The following is a 21,777-nucleotide window of genomic DNA, read 5'->3' on the forward strand; positions in this document are numbered from 1 at the left end:
AGAAATAAAAAAGACGTTATTATTGGCAAGAGTTAGAGAGAGTTAGCAAGTGTTGGATAGACTGGAACCTTTTTGTCATTCTGAGCACGTATGCGCGAAAGATCTTGAATGACTTTTCGAATGTAAAGTAAGATCCTTTGACTACGCTTGCGCTCTGCACAGGACGACATTCCATTCGTCGTTACACTCCTCAGAATGACGAAAGAGGTTGAATAACATTTTCTTTGCTATTGAGGAATTATTTTATTTAGATCTATACATTTTACATCATCGCTTTCTTTTAAATTTTTGAAACCACTTTTTGAGAATAAATAATAAACGATTTTTGCCGGTTCGTATTCGAGGTCTTTTAGAAGAAATGGAATTTTTTTTCGAAGATTATTCAAAACTTTTTCATCAACTTTTTTATTTGTCCATTTGCATTCACCGACATATAGGATATTGTCTTTAATGCCAACAATATCTATTTTATTACCAGCATCCCACCATCTTCCCGCTTTTTCAACACCAGTGTGTTTTTTAAAGTATTGTTTTGAGATTTTTTCAAATGTGAAGGACGCATGTTGAGATATGGTGAATTTTATTTTTTCAAGCAGTTTGTTTCCAAGGCCTCTGTATATCATTTCTTGATAGGGATAAATATAACGGAAATAAAACCTGAGGTATTCATCGTTTATGTAATAAAATGCTTTTTTTCGTGGTCTTTTCAGTGAAAATGGTTGTTCTTTTTTTACAAGCTCAAGTTCAAGAAGTCTTGAAAGGTATGTACCTATATTTTTATGTTCCATACCACTTTCATTTGCTATCTCATTTGGTGTGGTCTTTCCATTTGCTATGGCAGTTAAGATAGAAAAATAGTTTGATGGGTCTTTTTTGAATTCTTCAAGAGTCAGAAACTTTCCCTCTTCCACCAAAAATTCTCCGGGAGTCAAAATTTTTTCTTTTAATGCATCAAAAAAGCTGGTATATCCAGAAAATTCAAGAAGATAGAGCGGAATACCGCCTGTGACGCTATATGCAAGAATATAATCTTGCTTTGTTTTGAAGTTATAGAATTTTGCGGAATCTTCAAAATCCATAGGAGATATTTTGTATTGTCCTGTTCTGCGGCCATATATTGGGCTGTTTTGTGAAAGAGCGATTTTTTCTATCATGCCGCTGTATGATCCACAAAAAATGAACTTTACACCTTTTTTTGAAAATTCTTTGTCCCACCATCTTTGAAATATAGATAGAAAAGTATCGTCTTTGTAAGGAATGTATTGAAACTCGTCGATAACAACAGAAGTAGTTTTTCCCGCATCAATTGCCATATTTAAAAAAGAGAAAAATTCTTCCCATGAGCTAATTTTGAGAGTTTCAGGAAGGTTTATGAGTTCTTTTATTTCATTTAGAAATCTGTTCATTAACATTGTACTTCCAGAAAGGTTTGCGGTGAAAAAAAGGCCGTCTTTTACTACGTGTTCAAGAAGAAAGGTCTTTCCCACTCTTCTTCTGCCGTAGATTATTATCAATTCAGCCTTTTTACTGGAAAGTTTCTTTTCAAGAAACTCCTTTTCCTTTTTTCTATTTATGAACATATTTTCACCTCAAATGAATTATATCATAATTTACTAAAGATATATTTACTAAAGATATCTTTAGTAAAGAGCGTTAGAGAGATTGAAAAGATTGGCGAGAGTTAGCAACTGTTAGAGAGGTTGGATAGATTGGATTCCTTTTGTCATTCTGGGCACGAAGTGTGAGGAACCTAAGATCCTCCACCGTTACACTCCTCAGGATGGTATTCCTCTTCCTGTCATTCTGGGGTGCGAAGCACTGAAGAATCTAAGATCCTTAGCTTACGCTCAGGATGACATTCTTTTTACGTAGGTTACTCAAAACCTTGCCATTATCTATACGCTATTTTTTATGAAAAATCCTTCTTTGTTTTCATACAATGTGCCTTGTATTTTAATTATATCGTCAATTTCAATCATATTTTTTTCTCTAATTTTTGGTTTTTGACTTGAAAAGAAAATAATTTTTTTGTATTTCCATAACTTGTTATCCATTTCAGATACAACGGGACCTTTTATAAACAACTCTTTCTCTTTAAATTTAATTTTCAAGAATGTTTTGTGTAGCAGCAAATTATCTTTTTTGAGAATATTCATAGGATCAAATCCCGATAGATTAAATTCTCCTTCTAACACTATTTTGTAGCCATTGGTTTTTTTAAACGTTTCAAATGCTTTATTTATGTCATTTTGACGTTTTTGTATTAGTATTTGCGCTAATTTTTTAGTTTGTTCGTCTGCAAGTAAATCTTTTAAGTCAGATGGTTGATATTTTACAATGTCAAGGAAAAAGTCATAAAGATATTTTTTTGAAGTTGTATAGTTTATTTTCCAATTGGAAGTTATTTGGTCAAGGAGGAGTGATATGTACATTCCTGTTGAGTAACAACTGGCTCTAAAGTTTTTTAAATCTCTAATTTTTATTAAATTTTCACCAAACAATGAAATTAGGAAGCTCTGTGGAAACTTGCTTTCATCTAATAACGCTCTATATTCTACATACGTTGCAGTTCCTTCCATACTTTCTAATCCAAGCTCGTAATCCAGGAAGCTATTTATTAAGTGTCGTCTTTTTTCTCTAAAAGATATGAATTTTTTCACATATTCTGTTTTTAATTGTTTATTTGTTTCAAACACACTTTTTAAAAGGTATTTTCTTTCTAAGATTCTCAAGGCAATATTTTCCAAGGTGAATGGATATTGAAAGGCAAGAAATTCATTTGCAAATCTTTTATCTTTATTTAGAAATTGAAAACCATGGAAGATTTCGTGCACTATTTTCGAATAAAAAAAAGGAAACGTTTCGAGCTTATCTACTGTTGAGATATTCCATATTCCCATATACTTTCCATTGTAATTGATAGCAGCATTTCCAACGAAACGTTCATTCCATTTTCCTATGAAAATTCCTTGTTCTTCTATAAAGTTTTCAGGAGGATTGTCGAAACCTATGATGTATACATATGAATCGTCATAAAAAGCTATGGGAAGTGGTTTAAAGTTATCCCAATAATCTGAAAGCTTCCCGCTATTTATTTTTTTGTATATAGTTTTTAAGGTTTGAATAATTTCTTCTTTACTGTTTAGATTCATCCAATGGTCTCCTTTGTATTTAAATGCACAACATTATTTAATACCTAAATTATATCAAGCATGAGAAATCATATTTAGATTTATTGGAACGTTCCAGACGATAATAGTTAGTGAATATGTTCAAAAAATAAGGGAAAAAGAGTTGGCAAGATCGGCGAGTATTGGATCCCTTTTGTCATTCTGGGCACGAAGTGTGAAGAACCTAAGAACCTCCGTCGTTACACTTCTCAGGATAGTATTCCTCTTCCTGTCATTCTGAGGTGCGAAGCACCGAAGAATCTAAGATCTTTCGCTTACGCTCGGAATGACAAAAGAAAAAAGTGTACGGGATGACATGTCCTTTGTATGCCTGCTTTTTTCGGATGAGGAAAAGGTAGGGTTTTGGGATGGCAATGTTATTTTCGACACCGTGGACAAGTTCGTCAGGGCTTGACAGCGTTCGACAGGTTAGAAAGATTAGCGAGTGTTAGAAAGGTTGTAGCCTTTTTGTCATTCCGAGTGATACGCGCGAAGAATCTTGGATTGTTTTTGAGAGAAAAGAATAAGATTCTTCACTTCGTTCAGAATGATAGGAAGAAAAAGTAAGATCCCTCGACTACGCTCAAGATGACATACCTATTATTTTCATATTTCCTATATTCCTTCTACTACGTTTTTAATCCACTTTTTACTTTTGTATCTCCAAAGTAATATTATTGCTTTAGTTATTTCATCAGACATTGTAAATAAATATACCACCGGGAAACTCATATTTAGAATAAGGCCTGAAAGAACCGCAAGTGGAACACCTAAAAGCCATAGCGTTGTAGCTTCAATAGCAAATGAAAATCTGGTATCTCCTCCTGCTCTTAGAAAACCTACTATATTCACACCGTTAAAAACTTTTATTGGTATGAATCCCATGGAAATAATCATGGTAATTCTTACCAAGTTTTTAATCTCATCTGATACGTCAAATAGGTTTACAGCATAGAAAGTAACAAGGATAGTAATTATTCCAGAAATTACAGCTACTAATTCTGCAAGCTTCAGAATTTTTTTAGAGACTTCATAGGCTTTTTCATATTCTGAAGCTCCAAGGATGTTTCCAACTATAACCGATGCAGCAGATGCAACAGAAAAGGTAAATGAATAGGCAAATCCTTCGATTGTCCCCATTATGTTTCTGGCAGCTATTACTTGGGTGCTCATATGTGCATATACCACGGAATACATTGTCATTCCAAAAGACCATGCAAATTCATTTCCAATAGTAGGGAGTGTATAGTGAAAATAGCGTTTTACAAACAGTTTGTTTATTCGCCGTACGTGGTATAAATTAAAGCGACCTGGTAATCTTTTTACCTCAATAATAATTAAAAGAGATGTAAGACCTATAACTCTTGCAATAAGTGTTCCCCAAGCGGCTCCTTCGACTCCTAATTTTGGAAAACCAAGTTTTCCAAATATTAGTACATAGTTGAAAAACACGTTGGACATTAGTTCAACTATTGTTGTATACATTGGAATAATTGCCTTTTCAATGCTTCTAAGAACTAATGAAAATACCATGCTTACTGCAAATATGGGATAAGAAAAGGAAACTATTTTTAAATACGTAATACCAACTGCTATTACTTCAGGATCTGGAGAATAAAATCTCATTACAAATTGTGGGGTAAAAAAACTTAATACAAAAAATATAAACGAAAAGGCAAGAGCTGAGATAACTGTGAGGGCAGAAGAACGTGCCAAGCCATCTTCGTCTCTCTTTCCCCAAAATTGTGCAAAAAAGATAGCTCCTCCGGATACAAGTCCAAATAATACGAGATTATACAAAAAGAAAAACTGATTTGAAAGCCCTACAGCAGCTATTGGAATTTCTCCTAATCTACCTATCATTACCGTATCAACAAAGTTTACACTTGTAAAAAGAAATTGCTGAAGAGCTATTGGCAATGCTATTTTGAATATTTTTCGATATACTCCCATTGTGTTTTGCCTCCAAGCGCAAACAGTTCGTATTCGAAACTAATTTTATCATGAAAAATTCCAGAGGACAATTGGCAAAAACTAATAGTTTCGTTTATGAACCTGAGGAATATTATTTAAGTTTGATAATTCTAAAATCAAACTTATTCTTTGAAGATATTTTAAATTGCATTAGAGAATATATCAATTGTGTGAAGGAAAAAAGTTCACCATAGTGCTATAAGGTTTACAAACATTAATATGTTTGTTAATCATTATTATGTATAACATTATGGTGGTTGCCATATAATTATCGAGGTGGTAATATGAAGTTTTATAATCGAAGAAAGGAATTAAATTTTTTGAATGAAATTAAATCAAAAAAAGATGATAATATTTTTGTTGTTATCTATGGTCTAAGAAGAATTGGGAGAACTACTTTAATTTGTAGTTAAATACATTTACTACAAATTCTTCACCACTCTTGGAATGTAATCTCATATTTTCTTTCCAATCTACTTGAGCTTGAATACCAGGTAAAGTTTCAAATCTTGGGTGTCCTTTAGAAGCTTTCTCTGGTCTCAACCCCTTCCTTTTGTGATACTTTTAATTGACATTTTTATCTCTTTATCATCCTGAACGCAAAGCATGAAGAAACTTGTGAGGGATCAGTAAGGTTAAAAAAAATAATAAGATTTGTGATATAATACCAATAGGAGATGGTTGAGATGAATTTTGTATGGGATAGCTGTAGAGGAAATGAAACTATAATAAGGAAAATGATATTTGGAAATATTGAAGATATAAAGGAACTTTTAAAAGAATATGGAAAGAGTAAGTTAAAGAAAATTTTCCTGGAAAATTTCCACAGATTTCATGGTAGAGATAAAAGCTATTGGCAACTGATTTTGGAGGTTTCTAATGAGCAGATTAACCTCAAAGCAAAAGGAAGTTTTAGAAAAGATACTGGAATTAGATATTTTCCATGAGTTTTATCTTGCTGGAGGAACATCTCTCCTTTTAAAATATAATCATAGACTGTCCTTGGATTTCGATTTTTTTCTTTTACCCAACAAAAAATTCAAGCTTGAACTATATGAAAAAAAAATGCTTACAAGCTTCCAAAATTTAGAGATTGTGTATAGAGATACTCAAACCTTAATCTTTGACCTTAACGGTGTAAAAATTTCTTTGTTTGAATATCCATATCCGCTTATAAAAGAAATTGAAAGAATAAAAAATGTACCAGTAGCAAGCGATGAAGATATAGCTTGTATGAAAGTGGATGCTATAAGTAAAAGAGGTTTGAAAAAGGATTTCTTTGATCTCTGGATATTAATAAGGATTCATAAATGGAGCATTAACGATTTGTTTGAAATGATACAAAAGAAATATTCAGGATACAATCTAGCTGTTTTTTTAAAATCACTGACATATTTTGATGATGCTGAAAAGAATAAAGATTTTCAGGAAGTTGAAAATAGCTGGAACATAATAAAAGATTTTTTTAGAAATTATGTGAAAACGTATAAATTTTAATTAAAATACTGATGAATTATTATCGTATATTCTGGTAATATTTCTCCAATGAACTTTTAAATCCTTTGGTTTAGTGTGAAAATAAGGTTTAGTAAATATTCTTATTTTTAAAGTTCCTGTTTTTTTAGTGGGAGCTTTAATTTTTTATTTCATTTTTGATGTTATTTTTTGGAACAATATTACTAACTTACGAGTTACTTACTTATAAGTTAGTAACTTGTAAGTATATAAACGGGATGGTAATATGTTCTTTGGTAGGGAAAAAGAACTGGAAAACCTAAATGAATTATACAAGAACGATAAATTTCAATTTGTTGTTGTAAACATCCGGAGACGAGTTGGAAAAAGCAATTCACTTTTAGAATCTTGCAAAGAAGAACCTTGTATTTTTTATGTGCAGAAGAATCTGTAAAATAGATTCGATGAAAAAGAACTTCTTAATAAAATACTTAATTCTCACAAAAAGGAAGTTTTCATATTATATAGTAGAAGGTATGTTTGAAAAAGTGTTTTGCTAAAAGAAGCTTCGAAGAATAAAAAAACTTTGTTTTATGCTGCCAGGAAAATATCAAAAACTGAACAATTAAATAATTTTTCCAAAAACGTTGGGTTTTTTCTAAATTTAGGGAGTAAAATTGGGAAGATGTATTTAGAATCTTATTTAATTTTTCAAAAAAAGAAAGTATAATTATCATTCTCGTATTTTTGTCACAGTTGCAAGGTAAATGTACTCTCTGAATGATAATAAAGGTATTCTAACTTTTATAAATCTTCTTGAAAGGTCCGCAATTCCTTTTCTTAAAATAATGCTACTACTATCACTTATCCAGATCTTCTTATCCGGGAAAGAATCGTACAAAGATTTTATTTTTGTACTCCAATTGTTTAAAAAGTGTACTTCATCAATTATTAATTCACTAAACCCTTCTAAAAAAATTCTTTCTCCAAGATTGTAAAGTGAAATTTGAGAAAGTAGGGGATCATAACCTGAGACATAGAAAAAATTATAATTTTTTGCATTAATTAGTAAGTACGTTGTTTTTCCAACACCTCTTGGACCCATATACCAATATTCCTCCTTCATTTTCTATTATTTCAATTATGTCCATTAATATTCCCCATTCGTTTTACTTTAAAACTATTAAATCATATTTTGGTTTTAATACAAAACGAATAATAGGAACAACATTAAAAATCGTTGTATATTAAAACGATTTTAGTTAATATTCGTTTCATAATGAAACGATACTTAACATATCTTTTATTTAAATAGATTAATAAATATTAGTGATTTTTAGGTTTACCATGTATGTTAAAATTAAACTGTTAGAACATGTAAAAAAGGAGTGAGTTTGTGAAGCAGATAGTTGTTTTATTTGATAAGGGGACGAATTACATTTTCCACATTCTTGCGGCATCTGGTATAAATTTTTACAGTGATTATACTGAAAAATACTCAAAAACTTTAAAAAGTGCACATTTAGAATTTTTAATTGGTCATAAAGCACTTCTTAGTTTTCAGAATGGGCACGCCTCTGAGCTTGTTGATCCTATAATTTTCTTTCCGGCATATCTCAATCTTGATTCTCAAGAGAAAATTAAAGAGTATTTTGATTTACTATTGAATGCTTTGATTAGAGATGAGGTACCTTTTATTAAAAAATACCGTGATTTTATCGAAAAAAGAACACTTTGGACTCCTGAAATTAATTCAGGGTGGTTTAATAAAATAAAAGATAAAGTATCTCTTATTGAAAAACTTGGAGAGATTTATATAGAAAATTTTCAAACATTTGAAACAGAAGTATGGCCAAAAGAAAGAGAAAAACTGATAGAAGTTGCAGAAGAACTAAACAAAAGACTTAAAAAATTAAATCTTATAAAACGCTGGGAGGAACTAGTAGGAATTGATTTTAAAGTACCTGAATATCAAATAATTCTCGTCTTTGCAATAAAGAATGGTCCTAATGCTAATTCTCTTGGATATGATAGAAATGTTTTTTATTCAGGTAACAACTTAAAGTGGACTATTGATTTTATAAGTCACGAAGTCGGAACTCACATTATGTTCAATGGGATAAAACAATTCATGGAAGAAATCTTTTTTGAAACAGATACTGATATGAATGATAAAGCACAGAAATTTCAGCGTTTGTATAAAGCATACGAATGTCTTGCGCAGTTTTATAACACCAAGATATTAGGTAAACAACTTAGTTATAATCTTTCAAACTTCGAGTCTGACAAATATTTAAGTTTTTATCACAAATTATACGAATCTGGGATAAGAACATATAATAAAATGCTTAAGGTGGCTATGGAGACTTTAAGATAAAATAATTTGTTTAAATTACTAACAAGAATATTTTGATTTTTCTTGGAGTGAAGGACGGTTGTAATGTAATACTTTATATATGGAGAGAGGATTTAGGTTTGATAAATTCTTTTTTATTCTTCTTTTTAAGCTAAAATCATAAAGGTGTAAAAGATTATAGAATAGCATGAAGCTCCTGAATATGTTTTTTCGTATTATGTTCTAGTTTGTGTCTGGTCATTACAAAAATTTCTTTTTCAGAATAGTTTGAAAACTGTATCCTAAAACACTAATTTTCTCGATTTTTCGACGACCGTTAAAGAAGTATTTATTCTTTTTAGCTTGTTTTAAAGGAGCTATAAAAAAACATTTGAGCGACTGATTTATTACTTTGTTCAATTTTTCATCTTCAAATGGTAAGAATTTATTAAATAAAGATGCAAAGAAAATTGGGAATAGCCAGGTTAAAAATACTTGAGGTGAAATAGAAGTTAAAAATAGTTTTTATCACTAATTTTGATTAGTATTTTTAGTATTCACATAAAGTATTATATTTTAAGTATTATATTTTTTATGCCGTCTGAAAAGAAGAGTTAATCTTTGATTGTATTAAAACCATATTTTCCTTCAATTAATTGCAAATGTAGGAAATATTTTTAATGCGAATGAGACTATGAAGTTAACTATTCAATGTGTTTCAAAAAATAGTAGTCTTTGGATAAAATAAGAAAATTTGCACTTAAATATTTTCTATAATTACGGGGGTGCAAGTATTGACAGAAAAGTACAATAGATATGTAAAGACAGCGACAAGAGAAGCAGGATTGGTATTTAGTATTCGAGTAATAGCATTTATTTTAGGTTTTGCCATGCAAACCTTATTTGCACGACTTTTAGGGGCGGATAAATATGGGCTGTATTCCTTAGGACTAACAGTTGCAAATGTTGGAGTTTTATTTGCGGTATTTGGGATGAGTTCTGGACAAATAAGGTTTTTGGGAGAATATTTGGGGAAGGGTGAAATAGGGAACGCAAAAGGAGTAATTTTTTCAGCGTTTCAAGTTACGGGTATAATCTCTATTATTCTTTCTGTTATATTGATAATTTTTAGAAGATTCATTTCCATTCGAATCTTTAACGAAGAAAGACTTATAGATATTTTACCGTGGTTTTCAATAATTTTACTGCTTTATTCATTTTTCAATCTTCTTTCAGGGACTTTTCAAGGGCTTAAAAAGCCCTCTGTTTTTATATTATATAAAGAATTTATAGAAAGAATAATAAGGATAACACTTTTTATTGCACTTTATTTACTAGGTTACAAGTTAATAGGTGTAATAGTATCAACTGTAATTTCGAGTATATTAATATTACTTTTTTTGTTTATAAAGATAAAAAAATACGCTCCTTTTATCTTTAAACCTGAAATAAAACCTGTTTATGAAAGGAAAAAACTTTTAAAATACTCTTCTAACATGTTATTCGTAAGTTTTACCTATTTTCTTATGGGGCAGGTAAATAGATTAATCTTAGGAATCTATTTAGATTCCAAAAGTGTAGGATTGTACACAGTTTCAGATACTGTTGCACAACTTTCCGTTTTTTTCTTAATGGCATTTAATTCAATATTTTCTTCTATGATTTCGGAATTATATCATACAGGGGATAAAGAAACTCTTTCAAAATTGTATTCAGATATAACAAGGTGGATTATAACCTTTACCCTTCCAATAACAATATGGGTATTGATATATTCAGAAAACATTCTCGAGATTTTTGGTAAAGAATTTAGTGGAGCGAGGTGGGTACTAGTATTTCTAGCGATTGGGCAATTTGTAAACGCAGCTGTTGGATCTAATGGACTTATGCTTTCCATGACGAAATATCAACGTTTTGAAATGATAAACGGAGTTTTCATTGCAAGTTTAAATTTGGGATTAAACATCTGGCTTGTACCAAAATTTGGAATAATTGGTTCAGCTATAGGGGGAATGGCAGCAATTTCTACGGTAAATATAGTTAAATCGGTAGAGGTATACATTTTGTTAAAAATGATACCATATAATTGGAAGTATTTGAAACCGGTTATTGCTGGTATAGGGACAGCGATAACTATGATATTTTTGAAGAACTATATAACAAATTTAGTAGGGACATTCATTATGTTAGCTATAAGTTTTGTTTTAATGTTAGGAATTTTAGCATTACTTGGTTTATATCCTGAAGACAAAGAAATACTTAAGACAGTAATGAAAAAGTTTTTTAAAAAGTAGGTAAGAAGCTAAAAGGAGTAAAGATTCTAAATAATGATATATTAGTGAAGAGTATACAAAAACCACAGAATATTCTGTGGTTTTTGTTTTTTGTTAACGTGTTATAATCTAATTGCTATGTAAAGAATTGGGGGAGATAAGCATGAAGATACTTTTTTTGATAATAGATACTTTAAGATACGATTATACTGGTTATGCAAGAAAATATGCTAATAGTATTACACCTAACTTAGATCAAATTTCACAAGAAGGTTTAATTTACAATCATGCATTTAGTTCAGGGACAAGCACACCTTTTTCTTTTCCTGGAATTTTGACTTCTACATATTCTCATCAAGTAAAAACACCGGGAGTTAAAGATGTACCTCTTGCTTTTGCAGAATATTTAAAAGATACGCAGTTTAATGCTTTAATGGAGGAATACAAATGAAGAAAAATAATTTCATATACATCATAACTAATTCATTCCCTGAGAAAAAAGAGACTTTTAACACCCATGAATTTGAATACGTCTTAAAAAATTATAAAAATATTAAAATTTTAAGTTTTTCAAGGTTTAGAAATAAAGAATTTGAAAATAACAGGGTAATAAAACTAAAAATAACTGATGGAATTAAAGAATTGATTTTTCCAAAGGAGATAAAAAATATGTCTATTCATTTTAAAATGTTTAGATATATAAAAAGTAAAAATATTATTGAGTTTGGAAAGAACCTTTATTCTTATATATTAGCTTTAAGTACAATAAGAAATGTAGAATTAAAAAAAGATGATATGATTTTTAGCTATTGGCTTACTAGATCTTCTCTTATTGCATATTACCTAAACAAATTAATAGGCATTAAATACATATGTCAGGGTCACGGATCAGATATATATATAAATCCACCTGAAAAATTAAAAGAAATTTTAGATAATTCAGAATTGCTCATTACAGTCGGTGACAAAAACAAAAAATATGTATCAAAAAAATATAATATTCCAGAAGAAAAAATAAAAGTATTTAGGCTTGGAGTAAGTAAAAACTTTTATGAAAAACTTCTAAAAGTTCGTGAAAAAGAAAAATATACACATAGAGAAAATAACAAAAAAATCAAATTCTTAACTGTTGCAATGTACAAACATGTTAAAGGAATAGATTTATTGCTAAAAGCAATAAATCTGTTAGTAAATTCCCAAAAAATTAACCACAATGTAGAATTTAGTATCTTTGGGGAAGGAAAAAAATTTAAATTCTTACAAAATTACGTTAAAAAATATAATTTAAATCAATACGTAAATTTAAATGGATGGATTGATAGAGAAAATTTAACAAAAGAGCTCGTTAAAGCAGATTGCTTTATATTGCCGAGTAGAAGCGAAGGTTTACCGGTAGTATTAATGGAAGCATGTGCTGCTTCTCTGCCAATAATAGCTACAAATGTTGGAAGCGTAAGTGAAATTGCCATAGATGGTTATAATGCTATATTGTGTGAAGCAAACCCTGAATCAATTAGTGAAAGTATTTATACTTTCATTAATTTGGATAGAGAAAAGATAAAACAATTTTCAGATAATTCCTTTAGTTTGTATATTAATAACTATCTTTTAGAAAACAATTTAAAAAGTAAATACACTTATATTGAAAGCATTTTTTTAAAAAATATTTCAAATGGAGGAACCTAAAAATGAATCTATTGTATTTAACTCTTACAAATATTGAAAGAAAAGAATTTGCAGGAGCTAATAAAAAAATAGAAGGCCAAATCAAGGCTTTTAAAAATCATGGGGTTAAGACTTACAAGATAGCTATTAAAAACTTTGGCTTGTATGCATTCTATGATAACAAAGAAAAGTTATTAAAAAAATCTCATTTTAAGAACAAGTTTGAAATTATTGAAAGGAGATTTCTTTATTACAAGCACGTAATAAAATTCATTGAAAAACAAGATATTAAAGTTGTATATATTAGATATCCTCTTTTTGACCTGTTTTTTATCAACTTTGTAAAAGTATGTAAAAACAGAGGATTAAAAATATTATTAGAACTTCCGACATTTCCATACGACAAAGAACTAAGCGGAATAAGGTTATTTGTTGATAAGTTTTTCAGAAGATTTTTATATAAGTATGTAGATTATATAGTTACTTATTCAAAACATGAAACAATATTTGGCATTAGGACAATAAAAATAGAAAATGGAATAGATGTTGAATCTATAAAAGTATCAAAACAAGCTAAAGAATCCAATACTTTAGACCTAATAGGAGTTGCATATGTAAATAAATGGCACGGGTATGATAGAGTAATTACAGGAGTTGCTGAATATTATAAAAAAAATCCAAGAAAAGAAGTTGTGTTTCATATTGTTGGTAATGGGCCGGAATTAGAGAATTTAAAGGTATTAACAAAAAAACTAAATTTAGAAAAATATGTAAAATTCTATGGATTTAAGAGTGGAGATGAGTTAGATAAAATTTTAGATAACTGTGATATAGGAATCGGAAGTTTAGGAATGCATAGAATAGGTTTAGAAAAAGGTTTTACTCTAAAACTTAGAGAATATTGTGCAAAAGGTATTCCTTTTATTTACGGATATTTTGATAAAGATTTTGAGGATTTTAAATATTCTTTGAGAGTTCCTAATGATGATAGTCCTATAGATATTGAAAAAATTATAAATTTTTATGAAACCATAAAAAATGAAAATTATGTTGAAAAAATGAGAAAATATGCAATAGAAAAACTAAGCTGGAATACAAAGATAAAACCTGTAATTGAGAAAATCAAAGGCTAAGTGTATATTATTTCTTTATTTTCTTCTTAATTTCTTTCCCAATTTTACTAATGAGAAATTTTATCTCATCTCTTGCAAGAATTAAGAAAATAATTACAAAAATTAGATTACCTAGAATGAACCATAAGTTGAGGTTCAAAGTAGTTTTTAAATAAATCACAAGTAACGCTGAAACTATAACAATCACCAAATTAAAGGTAATATTTTTGATGGGAAGAAAACTGATTCCCTTTCTTTTTAAATAAAGTATTTGAATTATAGCAGTAATAAAAGCAACGAATGTTGTACTTAGAGTTATACCTCCATGCCCCCAAGGTTTAATAAACAACCAATCAAAAAGAGTATTTGTAAATATGGACAAAATTGACATGAATGTAATTAAAAAAACTTTACCAGATGAAATTAAAAAATATCTTATCATAGAATTTATTGGAAGAATTAATAAAAGTCCAGAATATCCAATTAAAGCTATTGATACCAATCTTACCGATTCTTCATTAAAATTTCCTCTTTGAAAAACAAAACTTATAAAACCGTTAGACATTATAACTATCCATGCAACTATAGGGATAGCAATATTAAGCGAACTTTTTATAGTTTTTCTCATCCTATTTTTTGCAGCTTCTAAATTATTGGAAGTCACATATTCTGAAAGTTCCGTATAACTGGAAGTCAAAAATGCAACAATAAATATATTCAAAAATGATAGTAGTGTATTTGCATATTGTAAAGATGATATTCTTCCTGATGGAAGATACGAAACAAATGCTTTATCTATTATTTTATTTATTTCACTAGTGGTTGTTGCTAAGATTATTGGAATAGCTAATTTGAATGTATTTTTAATGATGTGAAAATCAAAGTGGGATTTTTTCAAATATTCTTTCGTAAAAAAGATTGAAATAAGAAGAATAAAGATATTTCCAATAACCCAGGAAACAACATAAGCTTGTTCGTTAATTAATGGAGCAAATAAGATTAATAAAGGGATAAATACTATATTAAAAATTAATTGAGAAAACGAATATTCAAAAAACTTTCTTTCAGCTCTTAACAAAGTCTGTAAGATGTTATATGCTCCGCTTATTAAAGGAAAAATTGAAAGTACAATAAGAGATTTAGTAGCGTAATTAATTACCTCATCAGAAAATCCTGGAGCAAAAATTTTTATATAAAATTTGGGAAATAATAATAAAGTTAAGCCAAAAAATAAGTTTATAATCGAAATAAAAAACAGGAAAGATTGGACATATACCTTATTTTTATTATTCCCTTCTGCTTTAAGTTTATGATAAACAGGTATAAATGCATTTGAAATACCTGTTGAAAATATTGTAGTAATTGCTATTGCTGGTGTTAGGGCAATTAATACGGCATCATAACGCCAAGAAGTTCCAAAATAATTAGCAATTATGATTTCTCTAGCAAAACCTAATAATTTTGCGATTAATGTAAAAAAACTTATTATCAAAGCACCACCTGCAACGCTTTTAAACATAGAAATTAATCACTACCCTTTTCCAGTTTTCTAATTACTTTTGCTGGATTTCCGGCAATTATACACCAGCCTTCTGGAAAACTTTTAGTTACAACACTTCCTGCTCCAACTACTGTATTTGGACCTAGTTCTACGCCTGGTAAAATCACTACATTCATACCTATCCAACAATTTTCGCCAATTTTTATCGGTTTGCCGGGAAGATGCTTCGTGATATCATTTGGATCGTGATTTGCAGTTATAATCCCAACATTAGGAGCTATGGTGGTTCCTTTTCCAATGTAAATTTCAGCATAGCTTCCTTGAAAATAGCATCCAGGTCTATGAAAGATATTTAAGTCATCTGGATGGAATTTTATGTTTTCATGACCTGTTACTATACTTAAATGAGTTGTTGGCCATGGTACTTTTCTGTTAAAGCCCAAAATTTTTTGAAATAACAAAGCTTTCCAAGCCCAACCCCATCCTTGGAGATGGTCATCAAACCATCTTCCTCTTAGATATTCCTTTGAAAAAAATAAAGATAAAATTGTTTTAGAAAAAAGTATATACGATTTTTTCAAAACCCTCCTAATTAACTTCACTCATTTCTCCCCCTTTTGCCCTATAAAACAACAAAGAAATAGCTTCAAATATATGTGCTTCATGTCTTATAAAAATTCTTGAATCTGAACTTTTATATTTAAAATACCCTTCGTCAACAAAAAGATTATTCTTTACAAAATTTAAAATATTAAAAGCTAAATCAAAGTTACCCATTTTTACACCTAATCTTAATGCAGCCGCATAACCCCACAAACGTGCTTCATCATTTGAAGTAAATAATTTCACTTTATATTTGATAATTCTTTTAATGTAAGACAGTAATTCTTTTAATTCTAACTTTGATATTCTCGGTAAAGTTCTTATACAAAAACCATTTTTTGTAATAAAGAATTTTTTTGTAAATTTGTAAGCTTTATAAATAACATCTAAATTATCATCTTTTAAGTTTTTTGAATATTCCAACAATCCTTCTATTGTATACACACTATGGAGTAAATCAATTAAATTATTATCATCGCTGTATCCCCATATGTTATATTTAATTTGACTTGATAACAATGTATTATATACTTTTTCAAGTTTTTCCAAATTTCTAAATGATAAATATTCTTTTAAATTCGATAAAAAACCCAAAGCCAGTGATGTGGCGTTATATATATTATATGACAAACAACTATGCAGAGAATAAACAAAATAACTTTTGGCTTCTTCAACATAATAATTTTCAAATAAATAATCTGCGATACTAAGTACCACTTTCAATATTTCTTCATCATTTGTTATATGAAAATAATTAAGAAGAAAATCACCAACAAATACAGTAGTTAGAAGATATGGCGAAAAAGCAGGAACACATTTATATTTGAAAGGAAGTCCCCAACTTTTCCATTCTTTCGTATAAGAGTTTTTTAACAACCATTGTGCACATTCTGTTGCTTTATCTAAATATTTCCTGTCTTGCAATGATTTATATAAAAACAGATACCCATTACCCAGTTTGGCATATGCTTCCGGATAATGAAGTTTTTCTTCAGAATAATATTCATCAACACCTAAACCATAATCTCTACCATTATAACTTTCTCTCCAGTTTTCAAAACTTTCTAAAATATTTATTATTTCATTTTTTCTCAGTTTTAATCCCTCCTATGACTAAGAGAAATCACAAAATCAAGAAATTCTTTTTCTTTTGTCTCATTCCAAACAAACTTATCAATATTTCTTTTTATTGACTCAATCAAATTTGGATAATCGTTTATATTGTGTAAAATTTTATCCATATTAGTTTCAATATTATCTCTTAAATCCAACACAACTCCGACATTTAACTGTTCTAATATTTTTTTCATACTCAAAAATCGTGAAGAAAGTATTACAGGAGTACCTGCCGCAAGTGAATCAAAAAATTTGTTTGGAAGGGAATATTTCTCGTTTGGATAGTCTGGATCTTTTCTATTTTGATAAGTTATCATAGTGAAGAAAGATTTGGAAATTTCTTTCATCATTTTTTCATAGGGTAAAAAAGGGAGTTTTATATCAGCAAGTTCTACATCAAGTCCTATAGTTTTAATTAAAAAACCAAGTTTTTTCAAATTAAAGTATAATTTCTTTGATGTTTCTATGTTTCTATCAGTACTTCCAACAATTACTATTTCTTTTTTTCTTTCATTCAATGAAAGAGGATGAATTTTAATAAGCGCATAATTTTCTACAATCATGTTTGGAATTTTTACCTTCGTTCTGTTTAACATAAAATTTAATGCTTCTTCTGAGATTGAAACTATGCCATCACAAAGTTTCAATTGCTTTTTAAATATCCACCACATTGTTCTTTTAAGTTTTTCGTATTTTTCTGAAAGAAATTGTTCAGGTATTATTTCGTGTAAGTCAAATATCAAAGTTTTTTTCCTTTTTTTGACTTCTTTAAATATTTTAAGAGGCATGGTAATCGGAAAATAATGAAAATATGCTATGTCATAGTCAAGGTTTTTTACAAGGTTTAAAATTTTAGAATCAAAGCCGTAAATTTCTTTATAAAAACCCAATCTATTACTTGTAGGTGGGATTTTCATAGGAAATGTTGTTAGATTACTTTCATCATGTTTTTCAATACCAGCATATTGGTAATACACCTTTCCTATTTTTTTAAAGGCATTGACCGTTCTAAATACTCTTTTATCATTGTACTTATGCGTATAACCTATTACTAAAATTTTAATGTCCATCTCCTCCCATTAAATTGATGATTCAATGAATATTATTATTTTCATTAATACTGTTTACATAATATTTCCACAATATTTTCGCCAGCTTTTCCATTTCCATATACATTTTCTATTTCTGGTTTAATTTCAGAAATTTTTAATAAAGCTTTAGAAATATTTTCAGGGTTTTCCAAAATATTCCATTTCATTTCAATTAGTTCTCTCCAAGCAGTATCGGGCATAACTACAATTGCACGTTTTCCAGCAAAAAAAGCTTCTTTTTGTAATCCGCCACTGTCTGTAATTACAACTTTACTATTTTTTACTAACCCCATCATTGAAAGATAGTCAACAGGGTCTATTACCATTAAACTTTTAATTTTACTTTCCAAACTAAATTCTTCAACTCTTTTTCTTGTCCTAGGATGCATTGGAAACACTACAGTTATATCTTTGGAAATCTTTTCTAACTCTGTTAGAATACTACTCAACTTTCTAGGATCGTCAGTATTAAAATCTCTGTGTATTGTACAAAGGACATAATCTTTATTTGATAATCCAAATTTTTCAACTATATCAAAGTTAAACAGTGATTCCATTTTTAAAAACAAATCATACATTACATCACCGGTAAAATAAATTCCATTTTTTACGCCTTCATTTTTTAAATTTTCAACAGCAAGCTTAGAAGGGCAAAATAAATAGGATGAAACATGGTCAGTAACCACCCTGTTTATTTCCTCAGGCATATCTTTTGGTTTTTGCCTTAAACCAGCCTCTACATGGGCTACGGGAATTTTTAATTTTGCGCCAACAAGTGCCCCAGCCAATGTAGTATTTGTATCTCCATATACAATTATTATATCTGGCATTTCTTTTACTACTATTTCTTCAAAAGAAATCATAATCTTTCCGATCATTTTACCATGTGGTCCTGAACCAACGTTTAAATTATAATCAGGTTTGTGAATATTCAATACCTTAAAAAAAACATCAGACATATTGAAATCATAGTGTTGCCCCGAATGGACAAGGATTTCTTTAATACTTCTTTTTTGAAATTCTTCATGCAAAACTGCTTCTTTTATAAATTGTGGTCTTGCCCCTACTAGTGAGAGTATTTTCATATTTTCACCTCATAAAATTTCTATGATACGTTGTAAAAATATTAAGATATTTTGAGAAATTAAACAAAATAAGCTAGTTTTCACTACATTTATTATATCATATGCTTTTAGTAGTAAAATTAAACCTCTTAATATTCATTTAATTATTCATAAGTTTAGTTATTTTTTTATTTTTCCCCTAAAAACTATTTTCCACACAATAATTTATGCTTCTATTAAACACCTGAAGAAAAAACAAATAAATTTCATAAATTATTTATATGGTATGTAAGTTGTTATATGGAACTGTTCGTTTGCAGTTGCATGCCCACCTATTAATTTTCCATCTTTATTTAATTAGATATATATGTATGTTACCGATAGTATGGAATCAGTAAGCGTTTTCTTCAAGATTATTTTTTCTATAGATGGTATACCTACGTATTTCTCATTTTTTTTTTACCATTTTGTTTTTCTTTTTGTTTTTTCAATTTTTCTATTTATAACTTTAAAGTCTTTCATAACTTTCATAAAAGAGTATTTTTTTATGGATATTTATGATTCTTGTGAGAATGATGATATGATCGATAGAAGATATTTTAAACGTTATAAGTTTAAATGTGAGTTATACAATGATTTAAAACAAACTATCTAGTGTATTCTTTATTTATGTTTTAGTTAAATTTGATGGGAGGGGGTAATGAAAGATCATTTATTTTTAAAGTTTCGAGAGAAATGAATTGAATTCTATTTTTAAATACAATAGAAAACCACCATATTGTATTTATAATTCTTTCATTACTCTAAAATGGGGATGATAAAAATTCTGATTCCTTTGAGGAATTCCATGGTGAATATGGTGGAAATGATTGTTTTTTTTATCAATTGAATATTTCTTTAAATATTTTTTCTCACTAAAACTACAAATATCCTGTGGTTTAAATTTTAGAAAGCAGTTTATGATATAATTTTTCCGTTATATTGCTGTGAATGAAAAATTATATGATATATGAGCAGGTGAATCTCATGGGGAGATGGTGGGTGGTTGTCTTTTTATCCATCCTTCTTATCTTTCTTAATGCTGATCAAATGGTTATGGCTCCAAATATTGGTGCAATTGAGGAAGAATTTGGTATTACTGATGCTCATATAGGATTAGTTGCCTCTACTTTTACGATTCTTGGAGCTGTTATCAGCCTAGTATGGGGTTTTTTAGCTGATAAGTATAATAGAAAGAAAATCTTTATATACTCCGTCCTTATTGGTGAAATTCCTTGCTTTATGTCTGCGTTTTCAAGAAGTTTTGGTGAGTTATTTTTGTGGCGCACACTTACGGGGATAGGTGTGGGTGCTTCTTTTCCGATAGCTTATTCTTTTGTAAGCGATATGTTTGGTAAAGGAGAAAGGGGAAAAGTTTCGTCTATACTTGGACTTTCAATATCTATTGGTGGTATTTTCGGAATGGTTATAGGTGGTTTTTTTGGTGCAACATATGGTTGGAGAATACCATTTATTTTAGTTTCATTACCTAATATTTTATTAGCCTTTCTAGGATTTTTGATTCTCAAAGAACCACAAAGGGGTGCAATGGAAAGTGGGATTGGTGAACTTGTAAAAATGGGATATGAATATCCCAAAGAAATAAAACTTTCAGATTATTTAAATTTATTTAGAATTAAAACAAATCTCTTTCTTTTTTTACAAGGTATTGCAGGGACAATACCTTGGGGAGCAATTCCCTATTTCATGGTTGAATTTTTCAAAAGAGAAATGGGTTTTTCTGCTTCACAGGCTACCACAATTTTTCTAATATTTGGAGCTGGAAATATTGTAGGAATGCTTGTTGGAGGTTGGTTGGGACAAGCGATTTATAACAGATCACCAAAATTTGTTCCTATAGCTGCTGGCTTTACCACAATTTTAGGAGCTATTTTGACAATTTTAGTCTTTTCCAAAAATATAATTGGAGGTTCTTTTATTCTCGTTTCATCTATAGGTTTTGTTGCTGCAATGTTTGATTCGTATACAGGACCAAGTGTTAAAATGATGCTTATGAATGTAAATGAACCTCGAAGTAGAGGAAGGATTTTTTCCGTATTTAACCTTACAGACTCATTAGGAACAGGTATAGGAAAGCTTTTTGGTGGATTAATTTCAACATCTCTTGGAAGTTTGGCAATATCAATGAAAATTTCAAGTGCTTTTTGGTTCATTTGTGGTATATTCTTATTTATCCTTGCAATGTTCTTTGAAAAAGATATAGCATTGCTTGACGAAAAAATGGAAGAAATGAAAAAGAAAATAGTAAATGAAAAGCTTTAGTGTGAAAGGTTGTTGAGTTTAGATAGAATTTTCTGTTAAGTCTTTAGCAAAATAACATTAACAGAAATTTTTCATTTTAATTTCTTAAAAGTGGTA

At 29.3% G+C, this 21,777-nt stretch carries 17 protein-coding genes and 1 pseudogene; 8 read left to right on the top strand and 10 right to left on the bottom strand.

Annotation, left to right across the window (positions count from 1 at the left end; translation table 11 throughout):
- Positions 1 to 227: 227 nt before the first annotated feature.
- From BUB65_RS02575 to BUB65_RS08305, 4 genes and pseudogenes are all read right to left on the bottom strand, one after another.
- Entirely contained in the window at positions 228 to 1,580 is a 1,353-nt protein-coding gene (locus tag BUB65_RS02575; protein ID WP_073071898.1) for an ATP-binding protein, read from the bottom strand.
- A gap of 315 nt (positions 1,581 to 1,895) precedes the next feature.
- Complete coding sequence (locus BUB65_RS02580) at positions 1,896 to 3,152, bottom strand: hypothetical protein (protein WP_073071900.1); 1,257 nt, start codon at positions 3,150 to 3,152, stop codon at positions 1,896 to 1,898.
- Between the two features lie 633 nt (positions 3,153 to 3,785).
- Positions 3,786 to 5,123 carry an MATE family efflux transporter gene (locus BUB65_RS02585; protein WP_073071901.1) on the bottom strand — a complete coding sequence of 446 codons (1,338 nt, stop codon included), beginning with the start codon at positions 5,121 to 5,123 and terminating at the stop codon, positions 3,786 to 3,788.
- A gap of 420 nt (positions 5,124 to 5,543) precedes the next feature.
- Positions 5,544 to 5,708: pseudogene (locus tag BUB65_RS08305) on the bottom strand (IS21 family transposase); the annotation flags it as partial.
- Positions 5,709 to 5,830: 122 nt separating this feature from the next.
- Between BUB65_RS08305 and BUB65_RS02595 the strand changes: the two are divergent.
- Both BUB65_RS02595 and BUB65_RS02600 read left to right on the top strand, forming a co-directional pair.
- On the top strand, positions 5,831 to 6,091 hold the full coding sequence (locus BUB65_RS02595; protein WP_073071902.1) for a hypothetical protein: 261 nt from the start codon (positions 5,831 to 5,833) through the stop codon (positions 6,089 to 6,091).
- A complete protein-coding gene (locus tag BUB65_RS02600; RefSeq protein ID WP_073071903.1) occupies positions 6,024 to 6,641 on the top strand; it encodes a nucleotidyl transferase AbiEii/AbiGii toxin family protein in 618 nt (205 codons plus the stop codon). Before BUB65_RS02595 ends, BUB65_RS02600 begins: the two co-directional genes overlap by 68 nt.
- Before the next feature lie 691 nt (positions 6,642 to 7,332).
- Here BUB65_RS02600 and BUB65_RS02610 read toward each other — a convergent pair.
- Complete coding sequence (locus BUB65_RS02610) at positions 7,333 to 7,704, bottom strand: ATP-binding protein (RefSeq protein ID WP_234946720.1); 372 nt, start codon at positions 7,702 to 7,704, stop codon at positions 7,333 to 7,335.
- 291 nt (positions 7,705 to 7,995) lie between these two features.
- Here BUB65_RS02610 and BUB65_RS02615 point away from each other — a divergent pair, with 291 nt between their 5' ends.
- The 5 genes from BUB65_RS02615 (at position 7,996) to BUB65_RS02635 (ending at position 14,005) form a co-directional block, all read left to right on the top strand.
- Positions 7,996 to 8,976 carry a hypothetical protein gene (locus BUB65_RS02615; protein ID WP_073071904.1) on the top strand — a complete coding sequence of 327 codons (981 nt, stop codon included), beginning with the start codon at positions 7,996 to 7,998 and terminating at the stop codon, positions 8,974 to 8,976.
- 752 nt (positions 8,977 to 9,728) lie between these two features.
- Positions 9,729 to 11,228: an oligosaccharide flippase family protein gene (locus BUB65_RS02620; protein ID WP_073071905.1), complete on the top strand. Its 1,500-nt coding sequence runs from the start codon at positions 9,729 to 9,731 to the stop codon at positions 11,226 to 11,228.
- Positions 11,229 to 11,370: 142 nt separating this feature from the next.
- Complete coding sequence (locus BUB65_RS02625; protein ID WP_073071906.1) at positions 11,371 to 11,658, top strand: sulfatase-like hydrolase/transferase; 288 nt, start codon at positions 11,371 to 11,373, stop codon at positions 11,656 to 11,658.
- Positions 11,655 to 12,893: a glycosyltransferase family 4 protein gene (locus BUB65_RS02630; protein ID WP_073071907.1), complete on the top strand. Its 1,239-nt coding sequence runs from the start codon at positions 11,655 to 11,657 to the stop codon at positions 12,891 to 12,893. The genes BUB65_RS02625 and BUB65_RS02630 overlap by 4 nt, the downstream gene beginning before the upstream one ends.
- Positions 12,894 to 12,895: 2 nt before the next feature.
- Positions 12,896 to 14,005 (top strand): glycosyltransferase, encoded by a 1,110-nt coding sequence (locus tag BUB65_RS02635; protein ID WP_073071909.1) that lies wholly within the window; start codon positions 12,896 to 12,898, stop codon positions 14,003 to 14,005.
- Positions 14,006 to 14,012: 7 nt separating this feature from the next.
- Here the strand turns inward: BUB65_RS02635 and murJ are convergent, their stop codons facing one another.
- The 5 genes from murJ to wecB form a co-directional block, all read right to left on the bottom strand.
- Entirely contained in the window at positions 14,013 to 15,503 is a 1,491-nt protein-coding gene (murJ, locus tag BUB65_RS02640; RefSeq protein ID WP_073071911.1) for a murein biosynthesis integral membrane protein MurJ, read from the bottom strand.
- 5 nt (positions 15,504 to 15,508) lie between these two features.
- Positions 15,509 to 16,087 carry a DapH/DapD/GlmU-related protein gene (locus BUB65_RS02645; protein ID WP_234946722.1) on the bottom strand — a complete coding sequence of 193 codons (579 nt, stop codon included), beginning with the start codon at positions 16,085 to 16,087 and terminating at the stop codon, positions 15,509 to 15,511.
- Positions 16,074 to 16,964 (bottom strand): hypothetical protein, encoded by an 891-nt coding sequence (locus tag BUB65_RS02650; RefSeq protein ID WP_143606652.1) that lies wholly within the window; start codon positions 16,962 to 16,964, stop codon positions 16,074 to 16,076. The genes BUB65_RS02645 and BUB65_RS02650 overlap by 14 nt, the downstream gene beginning before the upstream one ends.
- Before the next feature lie 221 nt (positions 16,965 to 17,185).
- Complete coding sequence (locus BUB65_RS02655; protein WP_084728012.1) at positions 17,186 to 18,274, bottom strand: glycosyltransferase; 1,089 nt, start codon at positions 18,272 to 18,274, stop codon at positions 17,186 to 17,188.
- Between the two features lie 44 nt (positions 18,275 to 18,318).
- Positions 18,319 to 19,380: a non-hydrolyzing UDP-N-acetylglucosamine 2-epimerase gene (gene wecB / locus BUB65_RS02660; RefSeq protein ID WP_073071915.1), complete on the bottom strand. Its 1,062-nt coding sequence runs from the start codon at positions 19,378 to 19,380 to the stop codon at positions 18,319 to 18,321.
- Positions 19,381 to 20,385: 1,005 nt separating this feature from the next.
- Here wecB and BUB65_RS02665 point away from each other — a divergent pair.
- Entirely contained in the window at positions 20,386 to 21,681 is a 1,296-nt protein-coding gene (locus tag BUB65_RS02665; protein ID WP_073071917.1) for an MFS transporter, read from the top strand.
- Positions 21,682 to 21,777 lie beyond the last annotated feature (96 nt).

Origin of the sequence: Thermosipho atlanticus DSM 15807, assembly GCF_900129985.1 — a bacterium.
GTDB classification, from domain to species: Bacteria; Thermotogota; Thermotogae; order Thermotogales; family Fervidobacteriaceae; genus Thermosipho_A; species Thermosipho_A atlanticus.

Bases quoted from the DNA above. Each gene is read 5' to 3' on its own strand.
- BUB65_RS02635 (WP_073071909.1), top strand. From the start codon at position 12,896: ATGAATCTATTGTATTTAACTCTTACAAATATTGAAAGAAAAGAATTT.
- BUB65_RS02625 (WP_073071906.1), top strand. From the start codon at position 11,371: ATGAAGATACTTTTTTTGATAATAGATACTTTAAGATACGATTATACT.
- BUB65_RS02585 (WP_073071901.1), bottom strand. From the start codon at position 5,123: ATGGGAGTATATCGAAAAATATTCAAAATAGCATTGCCAATAGCTCTT.
- murJ (WP_073071911.1), bottom strand. From the start codon at position 15,503: ATGTTTAAAAGCGTTGCAGGTGGTGCTTTGATAATAAGTTTTTTTACA.
- BUB65_RS02630 (WP_073071907.1), top strand. From the start codon at position 11,655: ATGAAGAAAAATAATTTCATATACATCATAACTAATTCATTCCCTGAG.
- BUB65_RS02575 (WP_073071898.1), bottom strand. From the start codon at position 1,580: ATGTTCATAAATAGAAAAAAGGAAAAGGAGTTTCTTGAAAAGAAACTT.
- BUB65_RS02580 (WP_073071900.1), bottom strand. From the start codon at position 3,152: ATGAATCTAAACAGTAAAGAAGAAATTATTCAAACCTTAAAAACTATA.
- BUB65_RS02600 (WP_073071903.1), top strand. From the start codon at position 6,024: ATGAGCAGATTAACCTCAAAGCAAAAGGAAGTTTTAGAAAAGATACTG.
- BUB65_RS02610 (WP_234946720.1), bottom strand. From the start codon at position 7,704: ATGGGTCCAAGAGGTGTTGGAAAAACAACGTACTTACTAATTAATGCA.
- BUB65_RS02665 (WP_073071917.1), top strand. From the start codon at position 20,386: ATGGGGAGATGGTGGGTGGTTGTCTTTTTATCCATCCTTCTTATCTTT.
- BUB65_RS02655 (WP_084728012.1), bottom strand. From the start codon at position 18,274: ATGGACATTAAAATTTTAGTAATAGGTTATACGCATAAGTACAATGAT.
- BUB65_RS02595 (WP_073071902.1), top strand. From the start codon at position 5,831: ATGAATTTTGTATGGGATAGCTGTAGAGGAAATGAAACTATAATAAGG.
- wecB (WP_073071915.1), bottom strand. From the start codon at position 19,380: ATGAAAATACTCTCACTAGTAGGGGCAAGACCACAATTTATAAAAGAA.